Annotated in this window: 11 protein-coding genes and 1 pseudogene; 9 read left to right on the plus strand and 3 right to left on the minus strand. The window is 36.9% G+C overall.

Going from position 1 to position 14,331, the window contains the following annotated elements; genetic code table 11:
* Window positions 1–174 precede the first annotated feature (174 nt).
* On the plus strand, window positions 175–888 hold the full coding sequence (locus CRT24_RS20505; protein WP_180269184.1) for a phosphatase PAP2 family protein: 714 nt from the start codon (window positions 175–177) through the stop codon (window positions 886–888).
* Between the two features lie 2 nt (window positions 889–890).
* Here the strand turns inward: CRT24_RS20505 and CRT24_RS20510 are convergent, their stop codons facing one another.
* Complete coding sequence (locus tag CRT24_RS20510; protein WP_099372959.1) at window positions 891–1,397, minus strand: hypothetical protein; 507 nt, start codon at window positions 1,395–1,397, stop codon at window positions 891–893.
* Window positions 1,398–1,444: 47 nt separating this feature from the next.
* Window positions 1,445–2,134, minus strand: coding sequence for a prolyl oligopeptidase family serine peptidase (locus CRT24_RS20515; protein ID WP_099372960.1), 690 nt, complete (start codon window positions 2,132–2,134; stop codon window positions 1,445–1,447).
* A 208-nt stretch (window positions 2,135–2,342) separates the two neighbouring features.
* On the opposite strand from CRT24_RS20515, the gene CRT24_RS20520 reads away from it, so the two are divergent.
* The 4 genes from CRT24_RS20520 to CRT24_RS20535 all read left to right on the plus strand — a co-directional run bounded on the left by CRT24_RS20520 (window position 2,343) and on the right by CRT24_RS20535 (window position 7,402).
* A complete protein-coding gene (locus tag CRT24_RS20520) occupies window positions 2,343–2,741 on the plus strand; it encodes a c-type cytochrome (RefSeq protein WP_099372961.1) in 399 nt (132 codons plus the stop codon).
* 8 nt (window positions 2,742–2,749) lie between these two features.
* The gene (locus CRT24_RS20525) at window positions 2,750–3,025 is read left to right on the plus strand and encodes a SelT/SelW/SelH family protein (RefSeq protein WP_099372962.1); all 276 of its coding nucleotides are present in this window, start codon (window positions 2,750–2,752) and stop codon (window positions 3,023–3,025) included.
* A gap of 103 nt (window positions 3,026–3,128) precedes the next feature.
* Window positions 3,129–4,355 (plus strand): exonuclease subunit SbcD, encoded by a 1,227-nt coding sequence (locus tag CRT24_RS20530; protein ID WP_099372963.1) that lies wholly within the window; start codon window positions 3,129–3,131, stop codon window positions 4,353–4,355.
* A gap of 2 nt (window positions 4,356–4,357) precedes the next feature.
* On the plus strand, window positions 4,358–7,402 hold the full coding sequence (locus CRT24_RS20535; RefSeq protein ID WP_099372964.1) for an AAA family ATPase: 3,045 nt from the start codon (window positions 4,358–4,360) through the stop codon (window positions 7,400–7,402).
* A gap of 104 nt (window positions 7,403–7,506) precedes the next feature.
* Here CRT24_RS20535 and CRT24_RS20540 read toward each other — a convergent pair whose 3' ends face one another.
* On the minus strand, window positions 7,507–8,037 hold the full coding sequence (locus CRT24_RS20540) for a DUF4148 domain-containing protein (RefSeq protein WP_099372965.1): 531 nt from the start codon (window positions 8,035–8,037) through the stop codon (window positions 7,507–7,509).
* A gap of 359 nt (window positions 8,038–8,396) precedes the next feature.
* Here CRT24_RS20540 and CRT24_RS20545 point away from each other — a divergent pair, with 359 nt between their 5' ends.
* The 4 genes and pseudogenes from CRT24_RS20545 to CRT24_RS20560 all read left to right on the plus strand — a co-directional run.
* Entirely contained in the window at window positions 8,397–11,489 is a 3,093-nt protein-coding gene (locus CRT24_RS20545) for a TonB-dependent receptor (RefSeq protein WP_099372966.1), read from the plus strand.
* Window positions 11,490–11,491: 2 nt separating this feature from the next.
* Window positions 11,492–13,282 carry a RagB/SusD family nutrient uptake outer membrane protein gene (locus tag CRT24_RS20550; protein WP_099372967.1) on the plus strand — a complete coding sequence of 597 codons (1,791 nt, stop codon included), beginning with the start codon at window positions 11,492–11,494 and terminating at the stop codon, window positions 13,280–13,282.
* 170 nt (window positions 13,283–13,452) lie between these two features.
* Window positions 13,453–13,917, plus strand: a complete 465-nt coding sequence (locus CRT24_RS20555) for a hypothetical protein (protein ID WP_144034627.1) — start codon at window positions 13,453–13,455, stop codon at window positions 13,915–13,917.
* Window positions 13,918–14,102: 185 nt separating this feature from the next.
* A pseudogene (locus CRT24_RS20560) lies at window positions 14,103–14,331 on the plus strand (transposase); the annotation flags it as partial.

A 14,331-nucleotide genomic window follows, 5' to 3' on the forward strand; every position in this document is an offset into this window, starting at 1 on the left:
ATTGAAGGTTAGTAATATTTTAGAATTATTAAATAATAAGAATTATGTAACGTAATTGTTAAAAAATTTAATAAATGAATTGACTAACCACCAATATTAACAATGGAACTCCTTAGTTTACTGTATTTTATCAAGATAAGATTGTACTTTTTGTTGCTTTTAATGTTTCATTTTTTGATTTGTACTGGGCAACAAGATAGTATCTTAACTCGCTCCATAAATCAAAATAAAACCTTTGGCCAGCAGATATTAAGGACAGATCTGATAGCCCCAGTGACCTTTTTGACCTTTGGCATTGTTTCAGTAAAGAACCCTTATATTAAAAACCAAAATGAGATAATAAAAAACAATCTCCAATATAATCACCCTGGGAAATTCCCTGTTGATGACTATACACAATATTTGCCTACTGCATCCTTTTTAGCTTTAGATTTTATGGGAGTGGAGGCTAAGAATGATTTTAAATCAAGATTAATTGTTGGTGCAGTTTCGCACGCCTTAATGGCTGGAACCGTGAACTTAATGAAAGGAAGCATTCCGGTAATGAGACCAGATTTCTCTGCCAACAATTCCTTTCCTTCCGGCCATACGGCGACAGCATTTGTTGGTGCCGAACTCATTTGGCAGGAATACAGACACCAGTCTATTTGGTATGGAATAGGAGCATATGCAATTGCTTCAGGTACTGGATTTTTCAGAATGTATAATAATAGACATTGGTTCTCCGATGTCGTAATGGGAGCAGGAATAGGGATTTTAAGTACTAAAACGGCCTATTGGTTATTGCCAATGATCGAAAGTGGATTTAAGAAGAAAAAACATCCTTATCTTTTATATCCGAGTTATAATGGGCAACAGGTGATGTTAAGTTTTAACTGTGTATTATAAATTTACATATTGATGCTATCATAAGCCCAATGCAAAAGTGCCTGCCTTTGTTTGGGACGACACTGTAAATCGCCATAGTGGCAGTTATTCTTCACTTGAGCAATATGTCTGGACATAGCCTTCCACCTTTTTATTTGTCGTTCATCATCAGCGCTTCTTCTACCTATATAATATCGGCAGTACCATTGAAACCAACCTCTCGGGTCCTGAGGGTTTATCCAACCTTTTCTCTGCCACTCTTTCAAGGACTGAGAGGCTCTAACCTTAAAGAAATTAAGACTAGCATCTCCTTCGGAATTGGTGCCGGTATAGATTTTGGCATTTTCAAACCAATCTATAGGAAATTCTTCCTTGCAATCGTTGAGATATTTGCCGTTAAAAACACCGATTTCCAACATTTCTTTTGGGGTAAGTTGGGGCTTGAAATCAGGATGAAAGTTGGTGCCTTTAGATTCTGTTAATTCATAGGAATAACCTTTTTGCATACTGTCATTGACATGAATCATCATAATCGTTAATTAATTAAATAGGTTAGGTAAAATATATAAAACCTTATTTAAGAGTCTTTTGAGTATCTGAACATAAAATCATATATTTTCTCCCCATGGAATAACCTTTCAACACTTCCATGAGTTCCTCCCGGTATAATGGTTAGTGTTGCATCAGCTTTTTTGTTGCACTTTTTGATGGCATTATATATCTTCTTGGATTCAGAAGCAGGAACAGCCCGGTCGGCGCTTCCATGCTGTATCCATAATGGTACTTGGGTAAGGTTACATGCATAGCTTGCTGTTCCCCCTCCACAAATGGCAACTGCTGCAGCAATTCTATCGGGATACTTACCAGCAACATCCATTGTTCCATAACCTCCCATACTCATACCGCATACATAAACGCGATGCTCATCAGCAGGGTATTCTTTCAAAACTTGATCCAACACATCAATGACTTTATCTGGATCCCAACCATTGGACGTCTGTGGGGCAACGACTATCGCATCCAGATCCTTGCCTTTTTCTATAGCACGTAAAACACCATACCGTTTTACACGATTTAGATCATGGCCAGAAAGACTGCGACCATGCAGAAATATTATGACAGGCAATTTTTCTTTTTTATTAATGTTCTCAGGAGTTCTTACCCAATAAGAATAACCGTTTTTGGCTTTTACAGCTTTTAATTGTGCTGCCGCAGAAAATGTAAATCCTGCAAGCAAGGCAAGGAGCATTAAAAAGTTTTTATACATAGCTATAATTTCATGTTTTGCTGATTCATAGGTACTCAGCAGCAGAAATATTTTAAAATCAAGGCTCGCAAGATAAAAACATTGAGGTATTTAACAAAATAGAGTTATGTAAAATAATGAATATCAATCAAATATAATTTTACATGACATTTCCATTACAATTCAAAAATTTTTATTAATTTGCTATACCAACTATAAGTAAAGAGAAATGAAGAGAAAAATCAGCACACTATTAAGTTTGTTTGCCGTTGTATTGGGCTTAAGTGCCTTTCATGTAGGCGGACAGGAGGAGAGACCTCAAAACCTAAAAGTACTCCCGAAAAATATTACCAATGAAGAACTAGATAGCACGATGAAGTCATTCAACATGGCATTGGGAGTAAAATGTAATCATTGTCATGCTCCAAAAGCTAACGGAGAGAAAGGACTTGACTTTGCTTCTGATTCTAATCCTAAAAAAGATGTGGCTAGATGGATGATTAAAATGACAAGCCAGATCAATAAAAAGCATTTTAAGCATGCACATGAGGGCGTTTTACATCAGATTGCATGTAATTCTTGCCACAATGGCAAAACAGAGGTTTTTACTGTTGAAAAACATAAATAAACTACAAATTGAAACCTACAGTACGCATCACATATTGTCCCAAATGTGGTTGGCTATTACGAGCCGCATATATGGCTCAAGAATTACTGACCACCTTTGTGGATGATCTGTATGCTGTACAATTAGAACCTAGCGAAATATCGGGTCGTTACACAGTATTTGTTGATGACAAGATAATTTTCGACCGTAAACGAGAAGGTAGATTCCCCGAAATCAAAGAGCTTAAACAATTGGTTCGCAATCAGGTAAATCCGCAAAAGGACTTAGGACATTCTGACCGTTAATGATACATAAGTACCAATAATCACCGAAATCTTTCACATTTCTTAACCAATTACAAGAATAAAAATCTGTATTTTTAAATTCACCTTAACAGATTTATTGTAAATGCGGATATTACATACAGCAGATTGGCATCTGGGTAAAAAACTTGATTTCTATTCTAGAATGGAAGAACAGAAAGAAGTAATGGAAGAGATTTGTCAGATTGCCGATCGTGAGGATGTCGACCTTGTAGTCGTTTCTGGTGACCTTTATGATACATTTAATCCACCAGTTGAAGCGACAGAATTACTTTATAGAACCTTAAAGAAATTATCCAAAAATGGCAAAAGACCAGTAGTTGCAATTGCTGGCAATCATGATTCCCCAGATCGGATTGACTCTCCGGATTCTTTAGCCAGAGAATTGGGAATATTCTTCTTTGGACAACCCCATTTAAAAATAAACCCAATCACCGTTGAAGGTCATTTCGATGTTTTACGTGTAGACGAAGGTTTCCTGGAGATAAAAATCCCTAAATATTATTATCCTATCAGAATATTGAGTACTGCTTTTGCTAACGAGATCCGCTTAAAACAGTTTTTGGGGTTTGAGGATAAAGCGACCGAATTGCAGGAAGTATTGAAACAAAAATGGCAAGGCCTTGCAGGGCAATATTGCGATACCTATGGCGTTAATCTTTTGGCAACACACCTTTATATGTTAAAAAGGGGTGGTGAAGTATTGGAAGAGCCAGAAGGTGAAAAGCCTATCAGATTGGGCTTCGCAGATCTTGTCTATTCGGATAGCATTCCATCACAAATCCAGTATACAGCTCTTGGTCATCTCCACAGGTTTCATGAAATTGGGCAAGGATCCGCGCCCGTTATTTATCCTGGAAGTCCATTAGCCTATTCTTTTTCGGAAAGTGGACAGAAAAAACAAGTGGTGATCGTAGACCTTGAACCTAATAAAATAGCACAATATAGAAATGTACAGCTAGAAAAAGGTCGCCCACTTGTTAGAACTAGGTTCAGGGAAATTGATGAAGCTGTACGCTGGTTACACGATAATAAAAATGCTCTAGTAGAACTTACTATTGAGTCTGATAATTTTTTGACAGCCAGTGATTTAAAAAGAATACATGAGGCTCACGATGGGATAATTCATATTATACCTGTGGTCAGTAAAAAACAAGAGTTTCTCAGTAGCGGATCTACTGTTAATTTAGATCAAGACATGAAAGATTTGTTCAAGGATTATTTCAAATCTAAATATGGACAAGAACCTAATGAAGAATTATTGACCTTATTTGATGAGGTCGCTACAAATACCTTAGAAAAAGAAGATTAAGCATGCTGCCACTATATTTAAGTATAGAAGGACTATATTCCTACCAAGAAAAACAAAGCATAGATTTTACAGAATTGACCCAAGCCGGATTGTTTGGGATTTTTGGTTCTGTTGGATCAGGTAAATCATCCATATTAGAAGCCATAAGTTTTGTGTTGTATGGTGATACCGAACGATTGAACAAAACTGATAAGCGTGCATATAACATGATGAACTTAAAGTCTAATCAGACGATGATAGTCTTTGAGTTTCTGAATTTCGAGAAGCGCAAATTCCGATTCGTTGCACAGTGGAAAAGAAGAAAAAATTTTGATGATACTACGCCAATAGAGCGTACAGCATATGAATGGATAGATGAAAAGTGGGTGCCGATGGAATCTGCGGATGGTGCATTGGTGACCAACCTGTCATATCCTAACTTTAGAAGGACCATCATTATACCTCAAGGCCAGTTCAAGGAATTTTTGGAACTGAAAGGAAAGGATAGGTCTGAAATGATGAAAGAAATCTTTTATCTAAATAAATTTGATTTAGGACCTAAAGTCGGTTTCTTGCAATCCAGCAATAACCGGAAGCTTGAAAACCTCAAGGGTGCATTATCAGGGTTCGAGAGTATTTCTACTGAAGCACTGAATAAGAAAAAAGAAGAAGTTGAGGATGCTAAAAAGACATTGGCTCAAACGAAAGAGGATTTTCAAGATCTCCAAGCCAAAGTCCGTATTCTGCAGGAGTTTAAAGATAAGTCAATTGAGCTACAACAAAAAGAAGGACAGTTTAATGAATTGAATAGCAAGAAAAGCCGTGTGCAGCGGCAGGAGGCTGATTTAAACCGCTATGAAAAAACTTCTCAAGCTTTTAGAGAGCCATTAAATTATTTGCAATCCATAAATATCGAACGGGAAGGTTTGATTCATAAAATTGAAAACTTCCGTTCATTCAAAGAAAGGCAATTGCAGGAGATTGATATCGTAGAAAAGGAAATTGGAGCAATCCAGCATGATTATCTAAACCTTAATTCTTTCAGAGGACAGGTAGAAGATTATAAATTATTGATTCAAATAAAGGAAAATGCCAAAAAGGAAAAGGAGCTAGAGACAAGATTGATTAAAGGGACTCCTTTTGTTGAGCGAACTAAAGAGGCGGAGCATACTTTAATGAAGAAGTTGGAGGAGACGGAAGAGAAATTAGAGAATTTGAAGTCTGAAAAAGTTGATACCTCGCAATTGATCGAAATGGAGAAATGGTACCATCGTAAAGATACCATTGTTCAGCAGCATAGCCAATCCAATAAATTATTAGATCAGTTAAGTGGGGATATTGAGGTAGAGCAATCACAGATCAATAAATTGGGCTACACCGAGGATAATTGGGAACAGATGATCGGCAATGAACTCAAATTGATCGAAAATGAGTTCAATAAATTAAGAGAGCAAGAAACACAGTTGCAGGTACAAGCTAGGTTGAGCAGTTTTGCAACCGATTTACAGCCCGGTATGCCTTGTCCATTGTGTGGTGCACTTGACCACCCTGAACCGATGGTTGCCAATCATGTGCAGGAGGAAATTCAAAAACTGAATCTTCAGAAAGCAGAATTGGAAGAAAAACGTGCGGAGTACCAAAAATTAAAAGAACAGGTTTCCAAAGCATGTTTTGGCCTTAACAACAAAAGGGCTAGCTATGAACAAATTCAACAAGAAGTAAATGCTCAGGCAAGTAATTTGGAAATACATATCTCTGAATTTACATGGGTAGGCTATTCAAGTGAGGACGTGGGAGCATTTGAAGCTCAAAAAGAAAAAATAAAACAAAGTGAACAAATCACCAATTCTTTGGAAGCCGAAGTCAAACAATTGAGATTGGACTTGCAGAAAAATAAGGACAATATCCAAAAATTTGAAAAAGAATTAGATAGCATAAAAGCTGAGATCGCTGTTGTGCAAGGTGTAAGTGCTCATAGCAAAAATGCTTTGCAACAATTCAATTATAAAGAATTTGAAGAAATTGAATTGGACGAAGTACGAAGATCTAAGTTGGCTTTAGATCAAAAAATTATTCAGATTGAAAGTGGTTATTTGACCTTAAATCAGAAACTCAATACCTACAAAACTAAACTTGCTGAAATTGCTGGACAATATAGCTCTGCAAAAGATCAATTAAGTGGCTTCAATCAACAAATTAAGGTCAGACAAGAGCAATTGGCAAAATTACTGCGAGAATTTAAATTTGCTGATATCACTCAAGTGCAACAGATCATCCAAAGACCAATGCCGGTAGAGCAAATGCGTAAAGACATACAGCAGTTCTACGTAAGGTTGGAAGTGTTAGAAACTCAAATCGCATCCTTAAAGGATTATTTGAAGGATAAAGAGTTTTCGGAGGAAGATCTGGAAACAACAGCCAAATTATTCGAATTCAAGAAAGAAGAACTAGAATTGCAGTTGTCTTTAACAGGAGGTCTAGAAAAAGAATTAGCACATTTGACTCTGGAAATAGGCAAAAAGGAAAAATTGATCGAAGAATTTGATCTATTGAATGCCAGGGCTGCAAATTTAAAGGTAATGGAGAACTTGTTTAAGGGAAATGGATTTGTTAATTATGTGTCCAGTATCCATTTAAGACAAATGTGTGAAATGGCCAATGAAAGATTCCATCGCTTGACAAGAAATCAATTGAGTTTGACGATAAACGACAACAATGAGTTTGAGGTAGTGGATTATCTGAACAATGGATATAGACGGTCTGTTAAAACATTGTCTGGTGGTCAAAGCTTTCAAGCCTCTTTATGTCTAGCATTGGCATTAGCAGAGAATATTCAATCATTAAATAAATCTGACAAGAATTTCTTCTTTATTGATGAAGGTTTTGGAACTCAGGATACAGAAAGTATCAATACAGTATTTGATACGCTGCAATACCTACATCATGAAAATAGGGTAGTAGGTGTTATTTCACATGTTGAAGAGTTGAAAGAAAGGATACCAAGGTCGGTTACGGTAGAGAAAGATTCGGAAGCAGGTAGTAAAGTAAAAACCTCTTGGGGTTCTTAAAGCTAAAGTAAATAGAAAAGCCTATAAAAGATGAAAGGTCCCGCGAGCGCGGGACCTTCATCAATTAAACATATAACCACTAACTAATAAATTCTTAACTCTAATTAGCTATTTGAACTTTCTACATTCACAGTTTCTTCAGCCTTTTTTTCCACTGGCTTGCGATCCATATCTCTACGTTTGAACTGACGATCTTTTCTGTCGCCACGTTTGAATCCATCCTTGCGGTTTTCAGCCATTTTATTCTTTAACGTTTCTTTCTGCTCTGGTGTTAACAGTTTCAAGAATTCCTCACGTTCTGCTTTCATCTCGTTTTTACGAGCTTCACGGTCCGCTTTTCTTTCTTCAGACTTAGCTTTCCATTTCTTTGCTTGATCTAAGTGGTAAGCATAAATATCTTTCTTTTGATCTTCGGTGAATTTCAATTCCTTGTCCAAACGATCAGTTTTCATTTTTGCGATATCCTCTGGAGTCTTGTTGTCCATACGGCCCATACGATCTCCACGCATATGCTTTTTATGTCTCATCTCTTGACGAACTTCAGCTCTATCTTTCTTTACAGAATCTTGTTGTTGTGCAGAAGCTGCAAAGCTTAAACCAGCAAATAAAGCAGCAAATGTTAATATCTTTTTCATAGTCTCTTTAATTTTGATGTTCTTATTTATTTGAGCAAAATTCTTATAAAACGTTTAATGCCTGTTATGTTAAAGAATGTTAACGACTTAGGTGATTTAATGTCCTATTTTTCGTTTTGCTTATTGGTAAGATGTAGTTTCCATCAAATGGTTTATTCTTGTTCTGTTAAAAATTGTTAATGCAACTATTTGGGGGTGGTGGATTGTGGATAAGTTTTAAAAGACAGTATAATTTTATTGAAAATGGTTTGTTAATTTTATGTTAACAACCGGAACTTAACCTTATTTCTTGATGATTCCTTAACGTTCAGGAAATATTATAGACCGACTTTTACAACTTTAACTTAAAACCATTTACCATGAAAAAACGACTCTTGTTGTTTTGCACCTTAGGTATTACTATGGGTGCATGGGCAGGCAATTCTAATGTGCTGTCCCATCATGATTTTCTTGTAAACAAGAAAATCCTAAACCAAACCGAAATCCGAGGTAAAATTGTTGACAGCCAATCTCAAGCCTTAGTAGGTGTTACTATTACAAATGTTAGAACTGGCCAATCCGCACAAACCGACCAAAATGGGGATTTTACAATTGCGGGAAATGTTGGAGATAACCTAAGAATCCACATGATAGGTTATGCAGACAAAACGGTTCCAGCCAGTTCTGGCGCTATGAGAGTTTCTTTAGAAGCATCTGATGAAAATATTGACGAAGTGGTGGTTGTGGGCTATGGCACTCAAAAAGCCTCAACTGTTACCGGATCAATTGTGGATGTCAAAGGTGATGTCCTGCAAAGAGCACCAGTAGTAAATTTTTCAAATACACTAGCAGGAAGGCTTCCGGGCTTGGTAGCTGTATCAAGATCAGGTGAGCCTGGTAGTGATAATGCAACATTAAGAATCCGTGGTGCAAATACGTTGGGTGATAATTCCCCACTGATAGTAGTCGATGGAATTGCTAACCGTAGTTTAGAACGATTGAACCCTCAGGATATTGAAAGTGTAACTGTCCTTAAAGATGCCTCTGCAGCAATTTATGGATCTCAAGCTGCTAACGGGGTGATTTTGGTAACCACTAAAAAAGGACGCACAGGAAAACCACAAGTGAAAATAAGCCATAACCAAGCCTTTACACAACCAACTGTAATCCCAAAGGTAACTGATGCAGCAACCTATGTCGAAATGTTAAATGAAATTAGCGTTTATGCAGGACAATCACCTAAATATTCCGCAGAGGAAATAGAATTATACAGAAATGGTTCTGATCCTTGGGGTCATCCTAATACGGATTGGTATAAGGCAACATTTAATGATGTGGCTCCACAACACCAAACTAACCTGACCATAAATGGCGGGTCTGAATACGTAAATTATTTTATTTCAGGTGCATTTGATAAACAAGATGCCATCTATAAAAACTCAGCAACTAAGTATAGTCAATATAACTTCAGATCTAATCTTAACGGTAAATTCAATGATTATATTAAATACGGTGTAAATGTTGCACTCCGTGAAATAAACAGGAATTATCCGACCAGATCTGCTTCTGATATATTCGTGATGTTAAGACGTGGAAAACCAAATATGCAAGCTTATTGGCCGAATGGATTTAATGGGCCAGATATTGAATATGGAAATAACCCAGTCGTAATAACAACAAACCAAACGGGATATGACCGTAATAAAGCAATGACCTTAGAATCAAAGGCAAATCTAGATATTACCATTCCATGGGTGCAAGGCATGTCCTTGAGTGGGAATGTAGCATTTGATAGAACAGTTCAGAACAATAAATTATGGAAAACCCCATGGTATCTTTATAACTGGGATGGAACATCACTTGATGACAGTGGAAATCCATTATTAGTAAGAGGTCAAAAAGGGTTTACTGGCCCAGAATTAACTCAAGATTTTGCAAACAATGACCTCCTAACATTAAACTCATTGTTGAGATATGAAAGAACTTTTGGTACAAATCATAATTTCAACGGATTAATAGGGGTGGAGCGTATTTCAGGGAGTGTAATGTCATTTGAAGCTTTCCGTAAGTTTTTCGTTTCAACAGCATTGGAAGAACTTTTTGCTGGGGGCGACGCTGAAAAGAATAATACCGGACAATCTTCTGTACAGGCAAGATTAAATTATTTTGGACGCTTGAATTATGATTTTGCCAATAAATATTTATTCGAATTTCTATGGCGATATGATGGGTCATATAAATTCCCGAAAGATGGCCGTTTCGGGTTTTTCCCTGGAATATCTGCAGGATGGAAAGTATCAGAAGAAAAATTCTGGCAAAATATCAAACCTGTTGTTAGTGATTTAAAAATCCGAGGTTCATGGGGCCAAACAGGTAATGACCGTATTGCAGATTACCAATTCCTATCAAGCTATGGATTCCTAACAGGTACCTCAGATATCTATGTTTTTAATGAAAATGTAGAACAAAAAGTGTTGAATGAACTCCGTATTCCAAACCCTAGGGTTACTTGGGAAGTTGCAAATCAATCCAACATAGGTTTGGATGCTAAATTCCTGGATAATAAATTGTCATTGACGGCTGAATATTTTTATAATATCAGGACTAATATTTTATGGAATAGAAGTGCATCTGTGCCAAGCTCTACTGGATTGACGCTTCCAAGGGAAAATATAGGAGAAGTTGTCAATAAAGGATTGGAGTTTCAGGTTGGTTACCAAAATGCGATCAACGAATTTCAATATGCTGTATCTGCAAACATAGCGACAAACAAAAACAGAATTCGTTTCTGGGATGAAACACCAGGAGTTCCCGACTATCAACAATCAACTGGTAGGCCAATGAATGCTGATTTATATTATAATGCAATCGGTGTATTCAGAGATCAAGCTGCGGTAGATGCTTACCCACACTGGGCAGGAGCAAGACCGGGAGATATAATGTTTGAAGATGTAAATAACGATGGTAAAATTGATGGATTGGATCGTGTGCGTCAAGAAAAAACAGATCTTCCAACTCTAACAGGGGGATTGAACATCGATTTGAGCTACAAAGGATTCTACACAAGTATATTCTTCCAAGGTGCAGCAGGAGCAATCCGTAACAATTATTATGAAATGCAGGGTGAAGTTGGTAATTATTTAATCCAAGACGTTGAAGGGAGATGGACAGAAGCAAATCCAGATGCATCTAAACCTCGGATTTGGAATCGTTACAGTGAATATTGGAGATCAAATAGTAATACCTATTGGTTGCAAAATTCAGATTATTTCAGATTGAAAAATTTTGAATTTGGATACTCGTTCCCGCTGGAGTGGTGCCAAAAATTAAAACTTGAAGGAATTCAAGTTTATTTCACTGGTCAAAATCTATTAACATTCACAAAAGTGAAAGATTTTGATCCTGAAACAACATCTGCAACGGCTTACCCGCTTAATAAAGTTTACAATTTTGGTTTAACCCTAAACTTTTAATCATGAAAAAGAGATTTATATTATACGCTATATTCGTTTCAACACTATTAGGTTCCTGTAAACAGGATTTCCTAGACACTGATCCAGCAACTGAATTTTCTGACAATACGGTCTGGACTGACCCTGCCTTGGTAGGAACATTTATCAACCAAATTTATTTCCGCTTAGATGAGCCTCTAACTGATGGCCGTTTTAAGGCGAACTTAGTAGATGAAGGTCATTATCGCGGAAACGCTGCATCCCTCAACTTCAACAAAAGTTTGATGACGCCGGATGGCCTAATGGGTTGGACAGTCTCCAGATATAGAAGTTGGGCAGATATGTACAAAACCATAAGATTTTGTAATATATTCTTTTCTAAAGTCGACGAAGTCCCATTCATTGAAGATAATGTCGATGGAAAATCCACAAAAGACAGAATGTCGGGAGAAGTTCATTTCCTAAGAGCTTTTACATATCATAACCTTGTTAGCATATATGGTGGTGTTCCTATAATCACTGAAGTATATGGTCTTGAAGATGAATTTTTAAAGGAAAGGGATACATACGCTGCATGTGTAGATTTTATGGTATCAGAGTTGGATAAAGCTGCTGCATTGCTACCTGAAAAACATTCAGGAGCTAATCAAGGTCGTGCTACTAAAGGAGCAGCATTGGCATTAAAAGCTCGTGTCTTACTATATGCAGCCAGCGATTTATATAATACTACGATTTTCCCTGGTTATGAAAAACAGGATTTGATCCGTTATACCTCAGGAGATAGAAGAGCAAGATGGACGGCAGCCAAAGATGCAGCTAAGGCAGTTATCGATTTAGGAGTGTACTCTTTATACAAGGGAAACCCGTCAGCATCTGAAAATATACCTCAGAATTTGACGGAAATATTCTTGAACAAAAGTACAGAGGAGGATATTTTCATAAAATACTTCACTACGCCAATGGGACAGCGAGCAGGTTTATATACTTCTCCAAATGGTTATCATGGCTGGGGAACCAATGCACCATTGGGTGATATGGTTGACGCATTTGAAATGAAAGATGGTACTCCATTCTCATGGTCTAATGCTGCTGCTGCCGCTGATCCTTATGCTAATCGCGATCCACGATTCTATTCTACTATTTTGTATAATGGTGCAGAATGGAGAATCAGACCAGATGATGCTAAAGGTTTAGACCCACTGAACAGAATCCAAACCGGACGATGGGAAAAATGGAATGCTTCAACAAACAAGATGGAAGTAGTATATGGTGTTGATACCAGAAAAAGCACTATTGAGGACTGGAATGGAGCCTATACAGGTTATTATTTGAGAAAATATATAGATCCTAATGTTGATGCACAATACGTACGTCAGGCAGTGACTTGGAGATTTATCCGTTATGCTGAAGTTTTATTGAACTACGCTGAGGCTTGTATTGAATTAGGAATGGAACAAGAAGCAAGGACTTACTTGAATATGATCCGTAAACGTGCGGGTATGCCAGATATTACAGAGTCAGGAGCTGCATTAAAAGCAAAATACAGAAATGAAAGAAGGGTAGAGCTAGCTTTTGAGGAGCATAGGATTTTCGATGTACGTCGTTGGGCAATAGGACCTGAGGTTTATAATATTACTACTAAAGTAGCTGATATTGTTTATCCGATGAATTCTGACCACACAACGGCAACAAAGCCAATTGTTAAACATATAGACTTCGAAAAATATGCTTGGAGCAATAAAGCCTATTTCCTTCCAATCCTAAGAGATGAAATGAACAAAAACAATTTATTGATTCAAAATCCGGAATATTAGAAACAAAATGATTTAAATAATAATAGATCATTATTTGACAAATATCCCTACTGAAAAGTAGGGATATTTTGTTATAAAAACCTTTGATAAAATATATAAAAAAAATTAACCTCTTTGATAATTATTTTATATTTTCACCGCTCAAATCACATAATTTTAAACTTTTATTTATGCCTAAATACTCATTTAGTATTATTTTAATTTTAATGGTTTTAAGTACCATTTGTTTTGCTCAAAATTCAAAGATTTCTTTGGGGATTAACTCAGACTTTCAATTAGAATCGCCGATCCATATTTATTATGGCGCTCAAGGACATTATCAATTCAATGACAAACATGCTGTTCAATTAAATCTAGGATTGATAAGTAGGACTAATGCAGGATATATTGGTGCAGATTATCTGTATATTTTATTTCAATTAAAACAAGTCCCTTCCATTTTTATTGGGGCTGGAGGTGCATATGAATTTGCCACAAAAGGTGCCGGTCATGAAATAACATTCAATGGTCAAGTTGGAGCGCAATTCCAAATCGGGAGGTTTGTTCCATTTATAGGATTTAAAGAGAAGTTTTATTTTGAGGCAGAGAGCTTTGATTCAGGAAACTTATTTTTAGGAGTAAGGTTTGGGATTTAGGTTATTAGGGTAGCCGAAGTCCCATGGTAACCTCGATAAATCTCTTGGATGCTGGTGAAAGAACAGCGCCCTCAGCCGTGGCAGGTGTCCCCACCTGCCACTGAAAACACAACTATGGATCAAGCTGAATTCTTGGGGGGAGTGTTAAAAATTTCTTAGTTTAGCGTCCTTAATACAAATATCCCTTGCAAGAAGCCGAACGTAAATTACTATCCTTATTGATGCCGGAAGGGCTTTTGGAATACTTCCAGATTTTAGAAGTCGATCAGGTCGACAATCAACTCCATATTTATTTAGATGAACTTAATATTGCTCCGACAGGCTATGAGAACAGCAAGTTGGAGTCAAAGGGTTTTATGCCTTCTACTGAAATTTCAGACTTTCCCATTCGAGGCCAGAAAGTTACGCTACATA

Origin of the sequence: Sphingobacterium sp. 1.A.5, assembly GCF_002734235.1 — a bacterium.
In the GTDB taxonomy this organism is placed as follows: Bacteria; Bacteroidota; Bacteroidia; order Sphingobacteriales; family Sphingobacteriaceae; genus Sphingobacterium; species Sphingobacterium daejeonense.

What these genes read in the sequence shown, in the direction of transcription:
- CRT24_RS20510 (WP_099372959.1), bottom strand. Translation starts at nt 1,397, where the DNA reads ATGATGATTCATGTCAATGACAGTATGCAAAAAGGTTATTCCTATGAA.
- CRT24_RS20515 (WP_099372960.1), bottom strand. Translation starts at nt 2,134, where the DNA reads ATGTATAAAAACTTTTTAATGCTCCTTGCCTTGCTTGCAGGATTTACA.
- CRT24_RS20520 (WP_099372961.1), top strand. Translation starts at nt 2,343, where the DNA reads ATGAAGAGAAAAATCAGCACACTATTAAGTTTGTTTGCCGTTGTATTG.
- CRT24_RS20530 (WP_099372963.1), top strand. Translation starts at nt 3,129, where the DNA reads ATGCGGATATTACATACAGCAGATTGGCATCTGGGTAAAAAACTTGAT.
- CRT24_RS20535 (WP_099372964.1), top strand. Translation starts at nt 4,358, where the DNA reads ATGCTGCCACTATATTTAAGTATAGAAGGACTATATTCCTACCAAGAA.
- CRT24_RS20540 (WP_099372965.1), bottom strand. Translation starts at nt 8,037, where the DNA reads ATGAAAAAGATATTAACATTTGCTGCTTTATTTGCTGGTTTAAGCTTT.
- CRT24_RS20545 (WP_099372966.1), top strand. Translation starts at nt 8,397, where the DNA reads ATGAAAAAACGACTCTTGTTGTTTTGCACCTTAGGTATTACTATGGGT.
- CRT24_RS20550 (WP_099372967.1), top strand. Translation starts at nt 11,492, where the DNA reads ATGAAAAAGAGATTTATATTATACGCTATATTCGTTTCAACACTATTA.
- CRT24_RS20555 (WP_144034627.1), top strand. Translation starts at nt 13,453, where the DNA reads ATGCCTAAATACTCATTTAGTATTATTTTAATTTTAATGGTTTTAAGT.